The following is a 23,698-nucleotide window of genomic DNA, read 5'->3' as shown; positions in this document are numbered from 1 at the left end:
TGGTTGAATTTTAGTGGTTTTGGTCGGTTGCAAATTTCATGGCCAGAAAGTCGATAAAGCTGCGTACTTTGGCACTGAGAAATTCGCGGTTCATATAGGCGGCATACAGAGTATGGCTTTGGGGGCAAGCGAAGTGGTCAACAGCTTGTAAGCGCTGGTGTTCGATATCTTCTTTTATCATCCACTCGGGCAGGTAGGCCAGTCCCATATGGTTGAGTGCCATCTGGTGTAATAGCAGGGCGCTGTTGCTGGTGCAAGCAGGGATAAGGGGTAAATCAAGATGGACATACTGTGGTAACAGGCCATAGTGCTGTTTCAGATCGGCGATGGTGTGCGGTATACCGTGCTGGTGCAGATATTGCGGGCTGGCTACCCATAAAAAATCAATTTTGGTAATGGGTTTGACAATCAGGTTTGGTTCGGGATGATTGGTAACGCGCAGAGCCAGATCGATTCCTTCGGCCACTAAATCCGTACGCCGGCTGTCGAGGTAGATGGATAAACTTACATTCGGATATTGCTGTCGGTATTCGGCCATCAGTTCGCCAAAATGACGTGAGGCACACCAGTTGGGGGCGGTAATTTTAAGCAAACCCTGTGGTTTGATTGTACCAGCCTGAGCAATGTGTTTGGCTTCGGTAAGCGTATCAAGTGCTTCTACACAGCGGTGATAGTATTCCTGCCCGGCTTCGGTAAGGCTGATGCGGCGGCTGGTGCGGTTGAGCAGTTTCGCCTGTATGCTTTTTTCCAGATGATGCAGGTGCTTGCTGGCCATTGCAGTGGAAATATCCATGAATTCAGCTGCTTTGGTAAAGCTGCCTAATTCTACTACATTACGGAAAACCCACATGCTTTGTAATGTGTCCATTTATTTTTCTTTACAGGAAATAATTATTCTATAACCATAATATCGTTTCTCAATGGTAAATTCAATACGCTATCGTTTTCTTTTTTAAGAATAAAGAGAAGGGATTACCATGATTAATGCACAAAAAATTCATGATGAGGGAGCTGGCTATGCGCTAGGTTTACTGCGTATGGTTACAGGGTTTTTGTATATTCAGCATGCCACGGCGAAATTCTGGCAATGGCCGCTATCGATGACTGATGGACATGGTGCGGTGCCGCTATTCTCGATGATGGGCGCGGCAGGTGTGTTGGAGTTAATTGGTGGTGTTTTATTGTTGCTTGGCTTGTTTGTGCGGCCTACGGCTTTTATTCTCTGCGGCCAGATGGCAGTAGCGTACCTGTTTATTCATATGCCGTCTGCCGGTATCCATACTTTGCTTATGCCACAATTGAATAAGGGAGAGATGGCGGTATTATACTGCTTTATTTTTCTGTATCTATCTGTTGCAGGTGGCGGCTGTTTGGCACTGGATAACCAGCGTAAATAATTTTTTGGATTAGCGTCAGTAATTGATTTTCTAATGTATATAGGAGCAGGTATGTAGCTGACATACCTGCTGGAACTGTGCTTTTGGACAGCAATATCAGCCGGGTACGCGCAATGCTAGTAAAATTATGCCAGTTTTGAAAAAACTGTCAGGTATTGGTGATGGTTTTATATTACTTATGGATAGTTATTCTGCATTTACTAGAGGCGTGATTTTGATTCGATAAAATTAAAATAACTTTAAATTTACGCTAAAAATAGCATCCATATTGCATTGCTTTGGTTGAGAATAATTGTTTAGGTTACATTGCTGTTAGTTGCTTAATAAAATAATTCGAATTTTAATCTTATATTAAAAAGGTGATAAGGATAAAAAAAATCGAATAGATATGCGATTAAATTATTTTTGTGTATTCGATTGTCTTTGTTATCTGCTATTCTGGGTGAGAATTTATTATAAACCATGTTGGCTTGTTGCCAATATTGGCGCTGTTTTTAGTTTTGGTTGTGCTGATGATTATAAATTTTATTATTTTTATCAGTAAATTCGGCTGTGAGTCTGTAAATTGCTGGTATCTGTATTGTTACGACAATTAAATATACCTGATGCTGGGTAAAAATAATAAAGTCAGATGTGCAGTATATGCAAAAAAGATTCTGGAGTTTTAATTTGCTTGGATGTTATAGAGAATTAAGTAGCCAGTATGGGTATAGATTATTTATCTTAATTTAATTAATCAGCCCCGAACAGATTAAGCCAGTTATAAAGTTTTCAGAGTGCTTGTACCCATGTTAAAAAATTATGCTGGTTTTACACTCTGAAAACTCTGATTGGTGATGTGCTTTAATCAAAACGGCGGGTATAACGGATTTCACCACCAGCTGATTCGGTACCCACATGTATGATGCTTTGCAGGGCGCGGCTGATCTGGTAGGTAATGCTAACTGTCTGGGTGGCACTTTCAATACCATACAGATAGCTGACATACAGGTTGTTGGACAGATGCTTGCCGATGGTAATGGCCTGTTCTGCCGGATTCATTTCACCAGTCTGGCTGTTGCGGGTTTGCTGGCTGGTGAGGCCGATTTCGTCGAGCAGGCCGAGTTTGTCGTTCAGGCCACCGGCCAGCCAGGCGCTGGCGGCAGCAGCAATGGCTGCTTCATCGCCGGCACTGCCGCTGCTGGGGCGGTTCAGTATCAGCCATGACAGTTTGTCTTTTTCGCTCATGGGTTCGTTGGCTATGAGGTTAATGCGCGGGCTGTCGAGGCGACCCAGTGCTTCAACGCCGGCGCCTACCTGTGAATAACGGCGTTTGGCACGGATTTTCAGGTTGGGATTATCCATCGGGCCGACAAAGGAGATGGTGCTGCCATGCTGAATGACCAGATACTGTCCATAAGCTTTGTACTGGCCGCGAACGACGTTTACGGTACCGACAATCTGGATGGTGCTGCCGGGGTTGGCGGTGGCGGTAAGCTGACCGCCAAGCAGGACATCAATGCCTTCGCCGCTGAAGCGGAAGGCGTCATTCATGTCTAAATCAAGGTTGAGACGGATTGGAGTAGCACGCTGCTGTTTGGCTGTTTTTTCGCGACCGAGTACGACAACATCGTCGTCCAGTTGGGGCATACCGGATTTTTGCATGCCAAAGAGGCCTTTATCTACTTTGAGTTTGCCACTTAAAACGATGCCATGGGCAATGGTGTAAAGTAGTTGGGCATCACCGCTGAGGGTGAGGCGGCGGTTTACCTGGTCGAAGATGTTGTAGTGGTCAAGATGGGCGGTAATGTTGATATCAGGTGTGAGTTTGGTCATGTCAACAACGCCGTTGAGTTTGATGGTGCCATCGCGGCGGGCAAAGCTGAGGCTGTCAATTAGCCAGCGCCGTCCCTGAAAATGGCTTCGGAGGCTGCCGTTTTCGAGGATGGTACCGTTGGCCTGATCGCGGTAATAAAGGTTGTCGCCGATGAGGTTGCCATTGAGCAGGGGTTCATTCAGGTGGCCGCTGATGGTGGCATCTGCATGCATATTGCCTTTAAGCTGCATGCCGATGGGCAGCAGGTTACGGGCGGTACTGAGGTCGGGGCTGTCGATTTTAATGTGTCCGCTGATGGGCGCGGTGCTGATTTTGCCATTGCTGTTAGGGGTAATAATCAGTATGGCATCGGTAGTGCCATAACGGGTAAGGCCGTTCAGGTGGTTATTGATATGCCCATTCTGAAACTGGGTATCCAGCCGTACGTTTTGTAAGCCAAGTTTTTGCTGGTGCTGGGGCAGGGTGATGTCGCCGCCCTGTTGATAGAGTTTCAGATAGCCTTGCATATTATGGCTATAGCTGAAGTTCCAGTCGCCACCTATGACCAGATTCTGTTCGACGGGTAATTCGATGACGTTGTGCAGTTCGCGCAAGGCCAGATTGCTGGCTGTCCCCCGGGTAGTCAGGCCTTTGTTTTTGTCCCAGTTGAGATTGCTCAGGTTAAGGTTGCCACCCAGTGCTGCCCAATGTGCATTCTGCATGTTCACGCGCTGGGTTCCGGCTTCGAGCTGGATGGGGTTGAGCAGTTTCAGATTGAGGACGCCGCTGATATCCAGAGCGTTAACTCGTCCACGCCACTGGTAGTTTTTGTCCAGACCGCCATGAGCGTTAATATTCAGATGATAGGGTTTCCCATCCAGCGACAGGTTGCTGCTGCCCTGTAACTGATGCTGGCTGCCGCGGCCGTTGATTTTGATGTCGGTGTTGTTGATTACGGTGGGTTTGCTGCCGTCACTGCCGGCGATGTCGATGTGGTCGGCAATCATGTTTATCAGCAGGGGCTGATTGATGTCTGGAGAACCAATGATTTTGAAATCCAGCTGATTGATGTTGAGTAGCTGACCGATTTGCAGGTTGCGTGCTGCGCCGTTTAAATTGGCCGTGATTTTTTTCGGTTCGCCGGCGATAAAGCCTTTGGTGTTGAGCAGGCCTTTCAGGCCAAAGCCGAATAGTCCCAGATTGGGTGCATTGATGTCGAGATTAAGCTTGTCGCTGGCTTTGCCGAAGCTGCCATTGGTGACAATCCGGTTTTGGCCGGCAATAAGGTTGATGTTGGCCTGTTCCAGATGCTGATTGCGGTAACGGATAGTGGCTTTGCCTGAAAGGGCTGCACCGGAAAGTATGCTGTTATGCCATAGCATGTCTGCCTGAATGGCTGGTTGTTGTGCCAGCTGGCCGTTAATTTTAATGTGGCCGTTAATGCTGCCGCTGGGAAAGCTGGCATTGACTTTGGCAGGATTGAAGTTGTTGCTGTTGATGATAAGTTGCAAAGCTTTGTTCTGATACAGTGCCAGACTGCCCTTGGCATTGAAGCTGCCGCCGCCATTGGGTGTCAGGTTTAATTTGTCGAGTATTAGGGTTTGCTGATGTTTTTGTTCATCGGTAATAATCTGGATGGCACCGTCGCTATTGCCTTTTTCGCTGGCCAGCAGCCATTGAGTGGTTAAGCCATTAAAGCTGCCGAAAACGCGAATATGGCCATTGAGTGAGCCAGACAGCGGTGTGGTGAGCGCATCACTGGCGTAGATGCGTAACAGTTCACTGTTGATGTCGAGCTGTCTGGCTGCGCTGTCTACACTGCCGCGGGTGATGATTTGTCCCTGTTGCAGCAGGCGTGTGGTCAGGGCAGGTAATATCAGTTTGCCATTACTGTCGATGTTGATGTCGCCGTCGATGCTGCGAATAGGTAGTCCAGTGGTTTTGGAACCATTATAGGCACGGGGTTGTTCATTACCGAGTTTGATGTGACCTGTAAGCTGGTTTTTGCTGTCATTGACTGGCGCCAGATTCAGGTCCAGATTGAGATTAAGGTCGGCAAAGGGCAAGCTGCTGCTGAAAGCTGCCGGATTAATGTGGCGGCTTTGCAGGTTGATGCTGACGATTTTGTGATTTAGTTGCAGGGCATAGGGTTTGAGGATGGCATGGGTACGAAAGTGGATATTGCCACCATCCAGACGGGCAAAGAGGTCGGGCTGTTGCAGGCTGCCCTTGATGAGGGCTGCACTTTCAACTGCGGTTTTATCAAGAGTACCGTTGCCGTCAAGTTGTCCGCTCAGGGCAAACGGCGTCTGGGTAGAGATGCTTACTGTGCCCTGAATGTTTTGCCACGGGGTATTCAGCTCATTGAGGACAAGCTGGTGTTTACGATGATCATAAACGTAGCTGGCCTGACTGGCGAGTATAATCGGCGTTTGATTTCTGCCAAGGGTAAAGCCGCCAAGCTGAAGCTTATCAATATTAATCTGTAGTGGCAGGCTGATGCTGTTGGGCAAGGTGGAAACAGGTTTGTGCTTGGATTGGGGTACGCTGTGGTTGATGTAGTTGATTTTACCTATGTCCAGTAGCTGTACGTGAAAGCGTCGTTGCCACAGTTCGCGGTTGTTCCAGTTGAACTGAATTTTAGCAATGGATAAGTCAAAATCGCGATGGTTGACGCGAATATTGGTGCCGGCAAAACCACGCCAGATGGTGCCTGTTAGCTTGTCCGTACTGATATGCACGCCAAACCATTTTGGGATGGTGTGAACGCTGAAACGCAGACCTGATTCGGTACCAGCCAGCCAGCATAATATGGCGATGATCATGATGAGTAAACCAAGCAGAGAATACAGGCTGGCTTTCAGCCAGTGTTTCCAGCGTGGTTTGCGTGGCGGTACGGGTGCAGTAGTGGTGGCTGATGATTCGCCTGAATTGAGTGTGGTTTCAGCCATTAGAATTTGGTTCCCAAACTGATAGACCAGCGCCATTTTTTATCATGATGGCCATAGGCAATGTCAAATGCAAATGGGGCCACAGGGCTAAACCAGCGTATGCCGAAACCGCTACCATGACGCCATTGCATGTCACTGAAGTTTTTTGAGACAGAACCGGCATCGTGAAACAGTGCCAGTGCAAAATCTTTATACACCGGAATCTGGTATTCCACACTGGCTACAGCCAGTGTACGGTTGGGTAAAACCGAGTTTTGTGAGCTGTTGATACCGATGCTGTCCATTTCATAGCCACGTACGCTGTTGGCACCACCGGCGCGAAACATCAGGATGGAAGGTACATTGACTGTATCACCGGTATGTACATAGCCAATCTGGCTGCGTAATACCCAAGTGCCGTATTTTTTGTTTTCTGGCGTGAAATAGTAGCCGCCACTGGCAGTTACCCGCTGCATGGAGGCTGATGACAGCAGTTTACCCATGGTAGTGCCGATTTTACCTTCCAGATAATAGCCATTGGCCGGACGCAGCTGAGTTTCGATATTTTGCCGTTTCCACGAGGCAGTAAGCATGGTGGCGTAGCTGTGTCCGAGGTCGGGGCCGTTTTCAATTTTGCTGCTTTCGGTAACATACTCAACGCCAACACGGGAGTCAATTTCGTCACGGTCGCGTACTTTCCAGAAGCCGCTGGATAAGGCGCGGCTTTGAAGGTGTTGTACAGTAGAGTAGGTATAGTTGAGATTGCTGGTCCAGTAGTGGCCGCGGTTATTACGTGGCTGGCTCAGGCCGATGCCGAAAGTGGTTTCGTAGCGGTCGGTATCGAGCAGGGTAGAACCAACAAAGCCTTTATGAAAAACATTATAGTGGTCATAGCCACCGCGGAAACCCGGGCCGTTTTTGGTATCGTAGCGTAAACCAAAGGTGAGTTTCTGGCGCTGCATTTCGCTTACTTTTACCAGCACTGGCACATGGTCGTTTTGCATATGGTCAAAGTCTGCGCTGACAACAGCGTTGCCATAATGACTATCCTGCTCCAGTGCCTGCTGATAGTCGAGCAATTTGTCCAGATCATAGGGCGAACCCGGGCTGAAGCTGGCCATGCCGGTAACGATGGAAACAGGATAGCGCTCATTGCCGCTAACCTGAATATCACCAAAATAGATAGGCTGTTTGCTGTCTACCGTGAGCGACAGTTCGGCCTGATTTCTTTGCGGGTCAATGGTGGCCCGGCTGGCACTGATGGTTGCCAGCGGATATTTTTTGCGCACTATGGCGGTAAGTACAGATGATTTACTTGCCGACCAGTTACTCTGGGTAAATGGGTCACCTACTGGCAGCACCCAGTTGTCAATGGCGCTTTTGTAATAATTGGTCAAACTGTCATCAGCAGTGACATTGCCGGTAAGGGAAACATCCACATTTTCAATGTGGGTACGAGGACCAGTTTCGATATGGATAATGTAACCATTGGCCTGTTTCTCCACATTTACTCTGGCATTGAAATAGCCTTCAGTTTCAAGCATGGTTTGTGTCTGTTCCGGCGCTTCTTCGGCCAGAAAGCTGACCTGTTCGTCATCCAGGTCTTCAATTAGCTGTTGAGTAATCAGTGGCAAATGGTCATTAATCAGTTTGTGCAGGGTTGCATTATCTATATCAATGATGACAGGAACCCGCGGCGTTTTAGGTGGCTGGGGTTTTCTTTCTTCACGATGTTCCCGGCCATGCAGCAGTCTGTGCAGCAATCCGGTTTTAGGTGGTGGAATATCGTCATCTACATCATCACTATCCGCTGGCAGGCTGGCTGCCCATACCAGTGAGGTAAGGGAAGACAGTAACATGCTCAATAGCAACCAGTGCAAGCGTTTCTGCGTGAAGTATGCCAAGATTGATCCTGAATGGTTATAAAGTTGTTACTTTTAAAAGGATAAAATTTATGTCAAGTGGGTGTGGCAAAGTTATTTTGTTATTGTAGCGCGAAAATAGTTGCTAAACCTATATCTGAAACGGTGCTATTTGCAGATTAGAGTAAAATATATCTGTAAATTTGTATTAAAAGGTTTGATATGGTTAATGGTTATCAGAGTCATGCCAGTTTGGACGCTGGGCTAACTATTTTGTAGAATGCTGGTTTTGTGGTGGTCTGGGCATTGATGTCCATGAGCCGCAACCTTACTGAGGATTGATTGTGACCAAGATTATTCGTGTAGGCAATATTGAAGTAGCTAATCATTTGCCGCTGGTGTTGTTTGGTGGCCTGAATGTACTGGAAAATCTGGATTTGACTTTGCGTACCTGTGCACATTATGTAGAGGTAACACGTAAACTGGGTATTCCGCTGGTGTTTAAGGCATCATTTGATAAGGCCAACCGTTCTTCAATTCACTCATATCGTGGTGTGGGTCTGGAAGAGGGAATGAAGATTTTTACGGCGGTGAAGCAGGAATTTGATGTACCAGTGATTACTGATGTTCATGAACCTTTTCAGGCTGCGCCGGTGGCCGAGGTGGTTGATGTGTTGCAGTTACCTGCATTTTTAGCCCGCCAGACTGATCTGGTAGTAGCGCTGGCACAAACTGGTAAAGTGATTAATATCAAGAAACCGCAATTTTTAAGCCCGCACCAGATGAAAAATATTGTGGAAAAATTCTATGAAGCCGGCAATAAACAACTTATTCTGTGCGAACGTGGCAGTAGCTTTGGTTACGATAATCTGGTGGTTGATATGCTGGGCTTTGGCGTAATGAAAAAAGTTTGTGCTGATTTGCCGATTATTTTCGATGTAACCCATGCCTTGCAGCAACGTCAGGCAGATGCAGCCGCTTCAGGCGGGCGTCGCAGTCAGGTATTGGATTTGGCTTTGGCCGGTATGGCCACCCGACTGGCCGGTTTGTTTCTTGAAGCACATCCAGACCCAGACAAAGCCCGCTGTGATGGCCCCAGTGCTTTGCCATTAGCGATGCTCGAACCATTTCTGGCACAGGTTAAGGCAGTGGATGATTTGGTGAAAACCATGCCGGTACTGGATATTAACTGAACATATACTGACACTAAAAAAGCAGGGTTTTAAAAACCCTGCTTTTTTATCTGTCTGGCTGAAAATCAGTCAGACAAGAATTTATTGCTCAACTGAACCGGAATTCTGATACAGAGTAAAGAGAGGTACACCCTCATCACGGATTTTTTTGCCGCCAGGTAAATCGGTAAATTCGATAATGGCGGCGGCTTCCACCACTTCTGCACCCAGCTTGCGAATCAGTTTTACGCCTGCGGTCATGGTACCGCCAGTTGCTACCAGATCATCCACCAGCAATACACGGGTACCAGATTTTACCGCATCAGTATGCATTTCAATGGTAGCATGGCCATACTCAAGCTGATAACTTTCTGCAATGGTAGTAAAAGGCAGCTTGCCTTTTTTACGGATGGGCACGAAACCTACATTTAGCTGATACGCCAGCGCAGCACCGATAATAAAACCACGTGCATCCAAACCGGCAACAACATCGATTTTCTGCCCCATATAACGGTAAACCATTAGATCCACCAGCAAACGAAAGTACTGTGGACTTTGCAATACCGGAGTAATGTCGTGAAATAAAATGCCTTCCTGTGGCCAGTTCGGAATTTTGCGAATTTTTGCAGCCATCGCGTCAATACCTATGACTTCTGGGTGAGTCTGCATTATAAATCCTTTAAAAATAAAGACTATATGCGAAAGTTATAAACGCAGGACGAGCGAAGTTATTTGCATATAGTGTATGCGAAAGGTGCGCATAATAGCACTATTCCCATTTTTCTACAGCCCATTATGAAGCAGAAAATGATGGCTTTTGGTACAATTGCCATCATAATTTACACAAATCAACAGGTTGATAACATGGTTAGCACACCTGATCAAGTTCTTGCCACCAATTCCTGCTCACCCTGTGTCTGGTTAGACGATTATATTGCTTCTGTATCGCCGGCCATGGGAACAATGCTGCGGCATGCACAGGTTTTGGTCAACAGTAGCTATCCGCAGGATGCGGTTACTTTTTGTGGCGAAAACCTGTATACCAATCTGATGATTGCCGCCAAAACAGTAGCAGATATGGATTTAATGGCTGATGCTGTAGCCGCTACCATGCTGAGCTGTCTGCCTAACTATGTAACCGATTGGAAAAACATTGTACAAGAACAATGTGGTGACAGTGTAATGCAGCTGGTGACTGGTTTGTATCAGGTACAGAAGCTTACCTATTTTGTTAGCATCAGCCCGCTGGCTACCCAGGAGGAGCGTCAGCAGCAGGCAGAAGCAATGCGCCAGATGCTGCTGGCGATGGTGTCCGATATCCGGGTGGTATTAATCAAGCTGGCTATGCGTGCTCAAACCATGAATTATCTGAGCAAGGTTACCGATGAGGCATTGAAAAAAACGGTTGCCAAGGAAACCATGACAGTATTTGCACCTCTGGCCAATCGTCTGGGGGTATGGCAGCTGAAATGGCAGCTTGAAGATTTAAGCTTTCGCTACCAGAATCCGGATGAATACAAAAGAATTGCGCGCCTGCTGGATGAAAAACGGACAGAGCGGTTGAATTATATTGAGCATTTTGTCGAGACCCTCAAACAGCAGTTGAGCCGGCTGAATATGCACTTTGAAGTGGCAGGACGGCCAAAGCATATTTATTCCATTTACCGCAAAATGGTGAAAAAGAAGCTGAATTTTGATGGCCTGTACGACATCCGTGCTGTGCGCATTCTGGTAGACACTGTGGCAGACTGTTATGCCACGCTGGGGATTGTGCACAGCTTGTGGCAGCCTATTCCGGGTGAATTTGATGATTATATTGCCCATCCCAAACCCAATGATTATCAAAGTCTGCATACCGTAGTGGTGGGACCGGATGACAAAGGAGTGGAAATCCAGATTCGTACCTTTGATATGCACCGGTATGCTGAATTCGGCGTGGCAGCGCACTGGCGCTATAAAGAAGGCGGCAAGAGCAATGAAGCCTACGAGCACAAAATTGCGTGGCTACGCCAGTTACTCGACTGGCGCGAAAATATTGCGGAAAGCGGTAATGACCGCGAAGATTTATCGCGTGCTTTCCAGACTGAACTTTTTAACGATACCATTTACGTCCTGTCTCCGCATGGCAAAGTATTTTCCTTACCAGCAGGTGCCACGCCGATTGATTTTGCCTATGCTTTACACACCGATATCGGTAATCGTTGCCGTGGTGCCAAGGTAGACGGACAGATTGTGCCTTTATCCACGCCACTGGAAAATGGTCAGCGCGTAGAAATCATTACCGCACGGGAAGGCAAACCTTCAGTAAACTGGCTACATGATGGCTGGGTGAAAAGCAATAAAGCCATCAGCAAGATTCGTGCTTATATTCGTCAGCAGAATGGCGAGTCGATACGCGAGTCCGGTCGTACCGCACTGGAAAAACAGCTAGTGAAAATGCAGGTACAGCCGAATACGCATAAACTGGCTGAGGCACTTGGGTTCAATAATGTAGACGACTTATATCTGGCCATGGGGCATGGAGAAGTTACCGGCCGCATGATTCAGAAGGCAGTCGATACCTTACTGGAAAAACCGGAAGTTCCAGTAACCGAAAACCATTTAGTCAAACGCAGTAAAATCAAAAACAATTTTGGCGGTGTGCTGGTGGATGGCGAATCCGGCCTGCTCACTACGCTGGCCAAATGCTGTAAACCAGCGTTTGGAGACAATATTATCGGGTTTGTAACGCGTGAACGGGGTATTTCCATTCATCGCAGCAATTGTTCCTCATTTCAGTATCTGGCGCATATCTCACCAGACAAGGTATTACCTGCTTCCTGGGCTGATGAATCAGCCAATCAGGTTTTTGCCATTGATATCGAAATCCGTGCTCAAGATCGCAGTGGCCTGTTACGCGATATTTCTGAAACACTGGCACGCAATCGCCTTAATGTTACCGCCGTGCAGACTTTATCGCGTGACCTTGAAGCCCAGCTGCGTTTTACAGTTGAAGTCCATCAGGTAAATGATTTACCGCGGGTTCTGAGTCAACTGAGCGATGTAAAAGGCGTATTAGCTGTGACGCGATTATAGGATATGCTTTTGTATGTCAGGCGAAGTATCAATTTGTCTTAGAGAAAAGCCATAAAAAAGCCACGCACTAAAAACGATACGTTCATGGCAGCATACCTGAGAATGTACTGAAACACGTTTACCTGTTTATTCAGTGTTTATGTGGCGGAAAATATCTGTCTGCCATGGCATACGGAATGGCTGCAGTTTCACCGTGCAGGGTGCCAGCATAATTTTTCGGACAAAAGTGGTGCTGAAAAGCACGGATTAAATTTGAGCTAGTACTTAGACACTGGCCGCATCCATACCGTGCAAATTGCAAAACCGGTTAATAGTGCCTGCTGCTATTTACTAGAACTACCGAGAATATTGTACAGATATAAAATCGCTCTGATATTTGCACGTTTGTGGCGGTGGCCGGTAATTGCATAGCGGTGTGATTCATCATGCACACCGTACAGTAAGTGTAGAAGTAGTAGTTAATCCGGCCGGATATTACATTGCTGATACGGAATTATCAGTTTTACCAGTAAGAAAAAATTTATTTTCTGTTGATTCAGTATTATCCGGCCTTAACCCGTTATAAATAAATAGCGATCCCTATCCTCTGTTCAAGAAACGGTATTATTGTGAGCCAAGCGCAGAAAAAGGCATTTTATGGTTTTGGCAACAAAAAGAATAAATAAGCTTATACAGCAACAAAGCAAAAAGAAGAGTATCCATATATAAACAGCTGTAAGCATTGATTCCGGATTGAAATCAATACCGAATGAAACAAATAAATATCCACAGCCATAAAAGAATAAGAAAAATACAAGTACGGATAATGTTAATTGAATAAACAATGCCTTAAAAGAAGGCGAATTGTTATCGTTAGAACGTGAAAAGATGGATTTAATGGTTTTACAGTTGACAATAATTAAATATACAAAAAAGGTAATTAGTCCGCATATTCCCAAAAAAACACACGAACCGCCCTGTTCACAATTATCAAAGTAATACCAGCCAACGATACCTAGTATAAATACAAAATAACTTGCCAGTAAGATCAGTAATTCTTTAATTAGTTTTCTGGTACGCAGGTGGTTAACAATTTTTTCAAACATTTATTATTTTCTGTAAAATTAAGTATGATTATATTATATTGATGTATGTATATTAATGTAAAGCAGCATAGATTTTTTCAGCCAGAGCCAGACTAATACCTTCAGTCTGGCTTAAATCATGCACGCTGGCGGCAACCACACCCCGTAACCCGCCAAAACGGGTCAGTAATGCCTGCCGGCGTTTGCTGCCAATGCCCGGTATATCATTCAGTGACGAAGTCACTCTGGCTTTGGCTCGTTTCTGGCGATGGCCGGTAATCGCAAAGCGGTGTGATTCATCACGTACTGTTTGCAGTAAATGTAAAGCCGGATTATGTGGTTCTACCCGGATATTGCGCTGCTGATGCGGAATGATTAGCTCTTCCAGACCAGCTTTGCGTTCCGGGCCTTTGGCAATGCCGACTATTGGAATATGAATACCTAGTTCCTGCCATACATCCAGTGCCATATGTACCTGACCTTTACCGCCATCAATCAGTACCAGATCCGGCCATGTGCCAATGCTTTCATCATTGTCAGCCAGACGGCCGTAGCGGCGGGTTAATACTTCACGCATGGCGGCATAATCATCGCCAGCTTTGGCTGTTGTAATATTGTAGCGGCGATATTTGGCCGGCTGCATGGCTTCGTCTTCATATACCACGCAAGAAGCAATAGTGGCTTCGCCCTGAGTATGGCTGATATCGAAACACTCAATACGGTTCAGACTTTCAGCATCCATATCCAGCAGTTGTGCCAGTGCTTCAATACGGTGTTGCTGACTGTGCTGTTGCAGCCGGTGTTGCTCAATGGCCAGTTGTGCATTGCGTTCTGCCATCTGTAACCAGATTCGCCGTTCCCCCACGGTATTATGTACAAACTGTATCTGTCTGCTGTTTTCTGCATTCAGCGCGTCGCACAGGCTTTTGGGCAACTGAAAATTGCTGATAATAATATCTGGTTTGCTTTTACCCAGATAATGCTGGGCAACAAAAGCTTCTCCATAATGATTAAGTTTTTCAGCGACGCGATAGCGCGTATCCGGAAAAAAGTTTTTATCTCCAACATGGCGGCCGCCACGAATGCTTACCCAGTGAATACACACAATATCGTTTTGTTCAGTGAGAGCAAGAATATCGATATCGCTGTGGCGTGCATGTTTACTGTCTATGAATTGCTGCGATTGCATCAACCCCAGAGCCTGAATCTGGTCGCGAATCTGTGCAGCGGTTTCGAAATTCAGCTGTTCAGCTGCCTGCTGCATTTTTGCATGCAATGAGGCCGTTAATTCACTGGTTTTGCCCTGTAGAAAGCTTACTGCGGCTTTTACATTACTCTGATAATCCTCAACACTGATATGGCCGACACAGGGGCCGGAGCAACGTTTAATCTGGTACAGCAGACAGGCACGGTCGCGGTGTTCAAATACACTGTCTTCACAGGTACGCAGCCTGAATACTTTTTGTAGTGTCTGAATACTGTTGCGTACTGCATAGCCATTGGGATAGGGGCCGAAATACTGATTAGGCTTTTTCAAAGTGCCGCGGTAATAGGCCATCTGCGCAAAGCGGTGGCCGCTGAGCATCAGATAAGGATAGCTTTTATCATCACGAAACAGAATATTGTATTTCGGTGAGAGTGCCTTGATAAGATTGTTTTCCAGTATCAATGCTTCTGTTTCCGAATGAGTTGCCGTGATTTCAATTCGCGCCACCTGTTTGACCATCAGCTGAATTCTGGGCGATAAATCGGTTTTCTGAAAATAACTGCTAACCCGGCGTTTCAGATTCACAGCCTTACCTACATATAGCACCTTGTCATTAGCGTCTAGCATGCGATATACGCCCGGCACTAAAGGCAGGTTTTTGAGAAACACGGCTAAATCAAATTTATTATTGCCTGTTGGGCTGGATAAAGTGGCGGCAGTATCGTTCATGATGGTGATTGATCAGGTTAACAACTGTACAGCCATAAAAAATCCATAAGCTGCATACACAACTTATGGATGATAAGTGAAATAGTCAAGAGTAAAGATTTAGTTACAATTAAGACGTACGTCTTCATCATAACGCTGAATCAGTGCGTCGCGGTTATTGGTACGCAGACTGTCAGCCATTTTCCGGTTTAGCTGTGCTGTTTTACAGGCAGTCTCGCGGGCTTTTTTGTTTTGTGCCTCAATTTTTTTATTTTGTTCGTCTCTCAGCTTATTCTGTTCTTCAATCTTGCGGTTAAGCTGTGCCTGTTGTTCAGCGAGTGAATCGGAACTGGCCTTAGCATTAAGCTGCGGTGTAGCCAGCGGAGTGGAACTATGTGTGCGTACATTGAAACGCTGGGTTTTGGCCGGAGTGAGTTGAACAGGTGCATCTGAATATTCAGTCACACCTCGCTTATCACGCCAGGTGTATACATCCGCCGCACCTGCCATTATCGTGCTGCCTGTCAGTACCATTGCCAGTGAAATTTTCAGTATTTTGTGACGCATATTTACTTTTCCTTCGCGTTTGAAAATATATGTTTTGGCTATTATACGATAAAAAAAACTTCTGTTTACCAATTGGCAAGATTGTGTAAAAGTATATTTTGCCAGTGTGTCGTAAATTTGTTAAAATTGCTCGCCAATTCCCCTATCTAATTTTTCTCCATCTTCCTCTAAAAAAGAAGCTCTAAAATGCGTATAGTCGAAAAAGCTTACACTTTTGACGACGTGCTACTTGTACCTGCTCACTCTGAAGTACTGCCGCGCGACGTTATCCTGAAAACCCCGCTTACCCGTCATATTAATCTGAATTTACCGCTGGTATCTGCTGCGATGGATACCGTTACTGAAGCCAAACTGGCCATATCCATGGCTCAGGAGGGCGGTATTGGTATTATTCATAAAAACATGAGTGCTGAACGGCAGGCACGTGCTGTCGCCAATGTTAAGCGTTATGAAAGTGGTGTGGTCAAAGATCCAGTAACCATTACTCCGGATACACTGATTGGCGATTTGATTGGTCCCGGGCGCAAATACAAGGTATCCAGTTTGCCAGTGCTGGAAAATGGCAAGGTAGTTGGTCTGGTAACCAACCGCGATTTACGCTTTGAACGTAATCTGCAACAAAAAGTAGCCAGTATCATGACGCCGCGTGAACGTCTGGTAACAGTAAGTGAAACCACCAGCATCGATGACGCTCGTGAACTGATGCATACACATAAAATCGAGCGGGTACTGGTGGTGAATGCTGAATGGGAACTGAAAGGTTTGATTACCGTCAAGGATATTCTGAAAAATACCGCATTTCCCAATGCCAATAAAGACAGCGAAGGCCGATTGCGCGTTGGTGCTGCTGTGGGTGTGGGACAGGATACAGACGAGCGCGTGGCAGCTCTGGTGCAAGCCGGTGTCGATGTACTGGTAGTGGATACAGCGCATGGACATAGCCAGGGTGTGATTGAGCGTGTTCGCTGGGTGAAAAAGCATTACCCGGATGTAGACGTAATTGGCGGTAATATTGCTACAGCAGCAGCAGCACGTGATCTGGTAGCTGCGGGTGCTGATGCCGTTAAAGTGGGTATTGGCCCGGGTTCCATCTGTACTACACGTATTGTCGCTGGAGTGGGTGTACCGCAATTAACAGCAATTCATAATGTGGCTACGGCACTGGCAGGCACCGGCGTGCCGCTGATTGCTGATGGTGGTATCCGTTTTTCCGGTGATCTGGCCAAAGCATTGGCTGCTGGTGCTTCAGCAGTGATGCTGGGTGGCATGTTTGCCGGTACGGAAGAAGCACCGGGCGAAATTGAGCTGTATCAGGGGCGTTCCTATAAATCCTATCGCGGAATGGGTTCAATGGGTGCCATGAGCCAAGGCTCATCCGACCGCTACTTTCAGGATAATGTGGCCAGCGCCGATAAATATGTACCAGAAGGCATTGAAGGCCGTGTACCTTACAAAGGGCCGATTAACCAGATTATTCACCAGTTAGTGGGTGGGTTGCGTTCCAGCATGGGTTACCTTGGCTGTAAAACCATTCAGGATATGCATAGCAAAGCTGAATTTGTGGAAATTACTGCAGCGGGTATGAGCGAATCGCATGTACACGATGTGCAGATTACCAAAGAAGCACCAAATTACCATGTTCGCTAGATTATTATTGTAAAATCTGATGCTAATGCACTGGGCAGCCTGCCGGCTGCCCAGTGCAATAATAAAAAAATTTCTTTTTTTATTATTCAGACCAACATTGCCAAAACGAAAAGAATTAGCTAGAATGCATTGCTTACATGGCAGTGTCAGATATACCTATCCCTGCCATTATCAAGCACGTAGCTCACGTCATTTTGCGTGAGATGGCGTGTTTTTTTTTGCCCGTAACTGGTAACAGGAAGCGCGATTATTTACCCATAAAAAAACAGACTGTCGCCATGGCAATGGTCTGCATAAATCTACAGGAATCATTCATGACTACAAACGCAATTCTGGTGTTGGCTGACGGTTCCGTATTTCATGGTGTCAGCATTGGTGTGGCTGGGCAGGCAGTTGGTGAAGTAGTCTTCAATACCAGCATGACTGGCTATCAGGAAATTCTTACCGACCCATCTTATACCCAGCAGATGGTTACCCTCACTTATCCGCATATCGGCAATACCGGCGTAAACAGCGAAGATACAGAAAGTAAGCAAATTTATGCTGCCGGTTTGATTATTCGGGATTTACCTTTATTACACAGTAATTTCCGCGCTAAGGAAAGTCTGGCTCAATACTTGCAACGCCATAATACTGTGGCAATTGCCGATATTGACACGCGCCGTCTCACCCGTCTGCTGCGGGATAAAGGTGCACAGGCCGGCTGTATTCTCACAGGTGCCAATGCCAGTGCAGAGCAGGCACTGGCATTGGCACAAGCTTTTGGCAGCATGGCCGGTAAAGATCTGGCTCGGGAAGTAAGCTGTACCGCAAAATATCAATTTGCACAGGGTGAATGGCAACTCGGGCAGGGCTATGTTCAGCCACCAGCAGCCCAATACCATGTTGTCGCCTATGATTTCGGGGTAAAAACCAATATCCTGCGCATGCTCAGTGAGCGCGGCTGTCGCTTGACAGTTGTCCCCGCTACCACGCCGGCTACAGAAGTGCTGGCAATGAATCCGGATGGCGTATTCCTGTCTAACGGCCCCGGCGACCCAGAGCCCTGTGATTACGCCATCGCTGCCGTACAGGAAATTCTCGCACATAAACTGCCATTATTTGGTATCTGTTTGGGACACCAGCTACTCGGCTTAGCGCTGGGTGCACAAACCCGTAAAATGCCTTTTGGTCATCATGGTGCCAATCATCCGGTACAGGACCTCGAAACTGGCCGGGTAGTGATTACCAGCCAGAATCATGGCTTTGAAGTAGATGCAGATACCTTGCCACAAAACGTGCGCATTACTCATAAATCACTGTTTGATGGCTCATTACAGGGCATCAGCCTAACTACACAGCCGGCCTTTTCATTTCAGGGACACCCTGAAGCCAGCCCGGGACCACATGATGTGTCCTATCTGTTTGACCGGTTTATCGAATATATGCAGGCAGCGCGCCAGAACTGATAGCCATTTTTTACTAACCAACCTCTTGAGAAGAACAAAAATGGACAGGATTCCCCATGTTTGGTATTACTGACTTGGGAACATATATTATCGGTGCCATTGCCATCGTCTTATTGCCCGGACCCAACTCCATGTATTGTCTGGCCATGGCGGGAAAATATGGCGCCAGAGCAGCCTATTGTGCTGTAGCCGGTATATTTCTGGGCGACAGCGTGTTGATGTTGCTTTCATCTTCTGGTGCAACATCAATTATAAAAACCATTCCTGTATTGTTTTTATTACTGAAACTAGCTGGTGGATTATATCTGTTCTATCTGGGCTGGCAGTTACTACGCTCAGCAGCCAGACAATGGAACAGCAGGCAGCAGGCAGCAGAAGCTTTCAGGCAATCACTGCGTGAACCCGATACAGCTGATAAACCACCTTCAGCACACCATTTATTTCAGCGTGCACTACTGTTAAGCCTGTTAAATCCCAAAGCCATACTGTTTTTTCTGGCGTTTTTTGTCCAGTTTGTAGACCCGCATTATGCATATCCAGCATTCAGCTTTCTGTTGCTGGCTATTATTTTGCAAATTTGCAGCCTAACCTATCTGAGTGTACTGATATTCAGTGGTTTATCGCTGGTAAAGTGGTTTCGTCATTATCAGCGGCTGGCTGCCGGTGCAGTAGCCACAGTCGGGCTGATGTTTATAGCGTTTGCACTGAAATTATGGACAGCAAGTATCGACTGAATATTTAACTGCCAGTACAGAACTGCTGCCAAGCTACTAAATTAAACAGATAATCATTGATAAAGGTATCAATATGCCTAAGCGCACAGACTTAAAATCCATTCTTATTATTGGTGCCGGCCCCATCGTGATTGGTCAGGCATGTGAGTTTGACTATTCCGGTGCTCAGGCATGCAAAGCATTGCGTGAAGAGGGCTACAAAGTCATTCTGGTTAATTCCAATCCGGCCACCATCATGACCGACCCAGACATGGCCGACGTTACCTACATTGAGCCGATTATGTGGCAAACGGTCGCGAAAATCATTGAAAAAGAACGCCCGGATGCGATTTTGCCAACCATGGGTGGGCAGACTGCACTCAACTGCGCTCTGGATTTGGCTCATAACGGCATCCTGAAAAAATATCAGGTTGAGCTGATTGGTGCATCGCAAGATGCCATTGATAAAGCTGAAGATCGTGGCCGCTTTAAAGAAGCCATGAACAAAATCGGCCTGCACACACCCAAATCCTTTATCTGTCACAGCATGGATCAGGCGCTGGAAGCACAGGTGCAGGTAGGTTTTCCGGCACTGATTCGGCCATCATTTACCATGGGTGGCAGCGGTGGCGGGATTGCCTACAACAAAGATGAATTCATCACCATCTGTGAACGTGGTTTTGATGCCTCACCTACACATGAACTACTTATCGAGCAGTCAGTACTGGGCTGGAAAGAATATGAAATGGAAGTGGTGCGCGACCGTGCCGACAACTGCATTATCATCTGTTCCATTGAAAACTTCGACCCTTGCGGCGTACATACCGGCGACTCCATTACCATAGCACCGGCACAAACACTCACCGATAAAGAATATCAGCTGATGCGCGATGCTTCACTGGCTGTACTGCGCGAAATCGGCGTTGATACCGGTGGTTCCAACGTACAGTTTGCAATTAATCCGCAAAACGGCGAAATGATCGTTATCGAAATGAATCCGCGTGTCAGCCGTTCTTCTGCTCTGGCTTCCAAAGCCACCGGTTTCCCGATTGCCAAAATTGCCGCCAAACTGGCGGTAGGCTACACCCTGAACGAATTACAGAACGACATTACCGGCGGGCGTACACCAGCTTCCTTCGAACCATCAATTGACTATGTCGTCACTAAAGTACCGCGTTTTGCCTTTGAAAAATTTCCCACAGCTGATGACCGCCTAACTACCCAGATGAAATCAGTTGGTGAAGTGATGGCTATCGGACGCACCTTTCAGGAATCCATTCATAAAGCCCTACGTGGTCTGGAAGTTGGCCTGTGTGGTTTTGACAGCCGCAGCAGCGACCGTGCAGCTATTCAGCGTGAACTGGCCAACCCCGGGCCAGAACGCATCCTGTATGTGGCCGATGCCTTCCGTGCCGGATTCTCACTTGCCGAAATCCAGCAGATTAGTGCTATTGATCCATGGTTTCTGGCACAGATTGCCGACCTGGTGGCAGAAGAACAGCAGCTCATCAGTCACAACCTGAATGAAATAGATTATATCTACATGCGCAGACTGAAACGCAAAGGCTTTGCCGATAAACGGCTGGCACAGCTACTGCGCAGTGATGAAACCAGCGTACGCCAGCATCGCCATACCCTCAAGCTGCATCCAGTATACAAACGTGTAGATACCTGTGCGGCCGAATTTGCCACCGATACCGCCTATCTTTACTCCACTTACGAAGAAGAGTGTGAGGCACAACCCAGCCAGCGCAAAAAAATCATGATTCTTGGCGGTGGACCGAATCGTATCGGGCAGGGCATTGAATTTGATTATTGCTGCGTACATGCTGCTTTGGCATTACGCGAATCCGGTTTCGAAACCATCATGGTTAACTGCAATCCAGAAACCGTATCCACAGACTACGATACTTCCGACCGGCTCTATTTCGAGCCGCTTACACTGGAAGATGTACTCGAAATCTGCCATACCGAACAGCCAGATGGACTAATTGTGCACTATGGTGGCCAGACTCCCTTGAAACTGGCGAATGAACTGGTAGCCAATGGAATAAATATCATTGGTACATCTGCGGATGCCATCGATGCCGCAGAAGACCGCGAACGCTTCCAGCAGATTCTGCATACATTAGGCCTGCGCCAGCCGGAAAACCGCACAGCACGCACCGAGGCCGAAGCACTGCAACTGGCTGAAGAAGTAGGCTACCCGCTCGTAGTACGCCCATCTTATGTACTGGGTGGCCGTGCTATGCAGGTAGTGCATTCTGCTACTGAATTACAAACCTATATGCGCGAAGCCGTGCAAGTATCCAACGACAGCCCGGTATTGCTGGATTACTTCCTCAGCCACGCCATCGAAGTAGACGTAGACTGCGTTTGTGATGGTCAGCAGGTTGTCATTGGCGGCATCATGCAGCACGTAGAGCAGGCCGGCGTGCATAGTGGTGATTCCGCCTGCTCAATACCCCCGTATTCGCTCAGCACCGCCATTCAAAACGAAATCCGTCGCCAAACTGCGGCCATGGCCAGAGAATTGCAGGTTATCGGCCTGATGAACGTACAGTTTGCCGTTCAGGATGACATAGTTTATGTACTCGAAGTCAATCCGCGCGCTTCACGTACCGTACCATTTGTATCCAAGGCCACCAGCGTACCACTGGCCAAAATCGGCGCACGGGTAATGGCGGGTATATCCCTATTACAGCAAGGTTATACCCACGAAGTGATTCCCGAATTTTTTGCCGTAAAAGAAGCCGTTTTCCCGTTTATCAAATTTCCCGGCGTCGATACCATTCTCGGACCGGAAATGCGTTCTACCGGCGAAGTAATGGGCGTGGGTGAAACCTTTGCCGAAGCATACCTGAAAGCCCAGCTTGGCGCAGGTGAGCGTATGCCCGCGATTGGCAAAGTTTTTCTGGCCGTGCGTGATGAAGACAAACCACATGTAGTACAGGTAGCCACCAACTTCCAATCACTAGGCTATGGCCTGTGTGCCACACGCGGTACAGCAGCATATCTGGCGCAGCACGGAATCAATGTGCAGATGGTCAATAAAGTCACCGAAGGCCGCCCGCATATTGTAGACGCAATCAAAAATGGCGAAATTGCTCTGGTAGTGAACACAGTGAGCAGCGATGTGCAGTCAGTAAAAGACAGCCACTCCATCCGCCGCAGCGCCCTGAATATGCGTATACCCCTGTATACCACCATCGCCGGCGCTCTGGCCATGAGCGAAGGCGTCAGCCAGTTGTCTCATACCGAAGTGTACAGCATCCAGAGTCTGCACCAGCGTATAGAGTCAGTAACAGTTCAAGACTAATTTGTTTAAATAGCATAAGGCTACTAACAGCATTCATCGCAGTTAGTAGCCTTTTATATATAAAATAAACATTTCACTCAATTACAGCATATTCACATAACGAACATTGAATACTAATAAATGATTAATAATATAGTGCTAAAGTAATTTACCGATTAATTCAGTGCCAATACTGACTAAATTTAGCCACCTAACACGCCTGTCAGTTGAATACCATTTAGTAGTATCAGCCATATTCGAGATTACATACTAAATAAAAGCATAAATAACAAAAAATGATACTCGCAATTGATGTTTACTATATAGAAAACCAGGCAAAAACCATAGGTATTTTGTTCCAACACTGGACTAATACAAAACCAGATATCCATACCGTCATTACCGATTATCAAAATAATATTGCCCTTTATCAGTCTGGTCAGTTTTACCGACGCGAATTAGCCATGCATCATAGCACTATTAGCTAAAACTGATTTATCAACCATTTCAGCATTGTTATCGACGGATATGCACATCTGTCAGAAAGAAAAATCGGCTTAAGTAGTTATCTTTATCATGCTTTAAATAAAATCATTCCTAGCTATTTAATAAAAATTACTCGTGGCCAAAGCAAACAACCATTACATATTACTGTAATCGGCATACCATTAGAAAATACGGCGGCAAACATTAAATTAATGGCGGGAAAATATCGCCTGCCTGATTTACTCAGTTTTCTAGATCAGCAAACCAAACTATTCAAATCTGAAAAAGCGAGGCAAAAATAACACCATGCATACAAAAAAGCCTGCAAA

General features: G+C 46.7%; 14 protein-coding genes. 7 read left to right on the top strand and 7 right to left on the bottom strand.

Annotated features, from left to right (window positions below):
* Positions 1-10: 10 nt before the first annotated feature.
* The gene (locus GYX26_RS00690) at positions 11-868 is read right to left on the bottom strand and encodes a LysR family transcriptional regulator (protein WP_174827643.1); all 858 of its coding nucleotides are present in this window, start codon (positions 866-868) and stop codon (positions 11-13) included.
* Positions 869-977: 109 nt separating this feature from the next.
* On the opposite strand from GYX26_RS00690, the gene GYX26_RS00685 reads away from it, so the two are divergent.
* Positions 978-1,397, top strand: a complete 420-nt coding sequence (locus GYX26_RS00685) for a DoxX family protein (RefSeq protein ID WP_174827642.1) — start codon at positions 978-980, stop codon at positions 1,395-1,397.
* Between the two features lie 843 nt (positions 1,398-2,240).
* On the opposite strand, the gene GYX26_RS00680 is transcribed toward GYX26_RS00685, so the two are convergent.
* Both GYX26_RS00680 and GYX26_RS00675 read right to left on the bottom strand, forming a co-directional pair.
* Positions 2,241-6,143 (bottom strand): translocation/assembly module TamB domain-containing protein, encoded by a 3,903-nt coding sequence (locus GYX26_RS00680; RefSeq protein ID WP_174827641.1) that lies wholly within the window; start codon positions 6,141-6,143, stop codon positions 2,241-2,243.
* Positions 6,143-8,026 carry an autotransporter assembly complex family protein gene (locus GYX26_RS00675; protein ID WP_238791192.1) on the bottom strand — a complete coding sequence of 628 codons (1,884 nt, stop codon included), beginning with the start codon at positions 8,024-8,026 and terminating at the stop codon, positions 6,143-6,145. The genes GYX26_RS00680 and GYX26_RS00675 overlap by 1 nt, the downstream gene beginning before the upstream one ends.
* Before the next feature lie 311 nt (positions 8,027-8,337).
* Here GYX26_RS00675 and kdsA point away from each other — a divergent pair, with 311 nt between their 5' ends.
* Positions 8,338-9,177 (top strand): 3-deoxy-8-phosphooctulonate synthase, encoded by an 840-nt coding sequence (gene kdsA, locus GYX26_RS00670; protein WP_239324925.1) that lies wholly within the window; start codon positions 8,338-8,340, stop codon positions 9,175-9,177.
* A gap of 81 nt (positions 9,178-9,258) precedes the next feature.
* Here the strand turns inward: kdsA and GYX26_RS00665 are convergent, their stop codons facing one another.
* Positions 9,259-9,825, bottom strand: a complete 567-nt coding sequence (locus GYX26_RS00665; RefSeq protein ID WP_100091035.1) for an adenine phosphoribosyltransferase — start codon at positions 9,823-9,825, stop codon at positions 9,259-9,261.
* Positions 9,826-10,020: 195 nt separating this feature from the next.
* Between GYX26_RS00665 and GYX26_RS00660 the strand changes: the two genes are divergently transcribed.
* Positions 10,021-12,231 carry a bifunctional (p)ppGpp synthetase/guanosine-3',5'-bis(diphosphate) 3'-pyrophosphohydrolase gene (locus GYX26_RS00660; protein ID WP_174827640.1) on the top strand — a complete coding sequence of 737 codons (2,211 nt, stop codon included), beginning with the start codon at positions 10,021-10,023 and terminating at the stop codon, positions 12,229-12,231.
* A gap of 590 nt (positions 12,232-12,821) precedes the next feature.
* Here GYX26_RS00660 and GYX26_RS00655 read toward each other — a convergent pair.
* From GYX26_RS00655 to GYX26_RS00645, 3 genes are all read right to left on the bottom strand, one after another.
* The gene (locus GYX26_RS00655; RefSeq protein ID WP_174827639.1) at positions 12,822-13,316 is read right to left on the bottom strand and encodes a hypothetical protein; all 495 of its coding nucleotides are present in this window, start codon (positions 13,314-13,316) and stop codon (positions 12,822-12,824) included.
* Positions 13,317-13,368: 52 nt separating this feature from the next.
* On the bottom strand, positions 13,369-15,231 hold the full coding sequence (gene uvrC / locus GYX26_RS00650) for an excinuclease ABC subunit UvrC (RefSeq protein WP_100091032.1): 1,863 nt from the start codon (positions 15,229-15,231) through the stop codon (positions 13,369-13,371).
* A 99-nt stretch (positions 15,232-15,330) separates the two neighbouring features.
* On the bottom strand, positions 15,331-15,777 hold the full coding sequence (locus tag GYX26_RS00645; RefSeq protein WP_238791191.1) for a DUF4124 domain-containing protein: 447 nt from the start codon (positions 15,775-15,777) through the stop codon (positions 15,331-15,333).
* A gap of 186 nt (positions 15,778-15,963) precedes the next feature.
* On the opposite strand from GYX26_RS00645, the gene guaB reads away from it, so the two are divergent.
* The 4 genes from guaB to carB all read left to right on the top strand — a co-directional run bounded on the left by guaB (position 15,964) and on the right by carB (position 22,904).
* Positions 15,964-17,424 carry an IMP dehydrogenase gene (gene guaB, locus GYX26_RS00640; protein ID WP_174827638.1) on the top strand — a complete coding sequence of 487 codons (1,461 nt, stop codon included), beginning with the start codon at positions 15,964-15,966 and terminating at the stop codon, positions 17,422-17,424.
* 314 nt (positions 17,425-17,738) lie between these two features.
* Positions 17,739-18,872 carry a glutamine-hydrolyzing carbamoyl-phosphate synthase small subunit gene (carA, locus tag GYX26_RS00635; protein WP_174827637.1) on the top strand — a complete coding sequence of 378 codons (1,134 nt, stop codon included), beginning with the start codon at positions 17,739-17,741 and terminating at the stop codon, positions 18,870-18,872.
* 56 nt (positions 18,873-18,928) lie between these two features.
* Entirely contained in the window at positions 18,929-19,606 is a 678-nt protein-coding gene (gene leuE, locus GYX26_RS00630) for a leucine efflux protein LeuE (RefSeq protein ID WP_174827636.1), read from the top strand.
* Positions 19,607-19,679: 73 nt separating this feature from the next.
* A complete protein-coding gene (gene carB / locus GYX26_RS00625) occupies positions 19,680-22,904 on the top strand; it encodes a carbamoyl-phosphate synthase large subunit (RefSeq protein ID WP_174827635.1) in 3,225 nt (1,074 codons plus the stop codon).
* Positions 22,905-23,698 lie beyond the last annotated feature (794 nt).

Source organism: Snodgrassella sp. ESL0253 (assembly GCF_013344965.1).
Classification (GTDB): domain Bacteria; phylum Pseudomonadota; class Gammaproteobacteria; order Burkholderiales; family Neisseriaceae; genus Snodgrassella; species Snodgrassella alvi_B.
The sequence above is the reverse complement of the archived record's forward strand: the minus strand, read 5'-3'. Positions and strand labels throughout refer to the sequence as shown.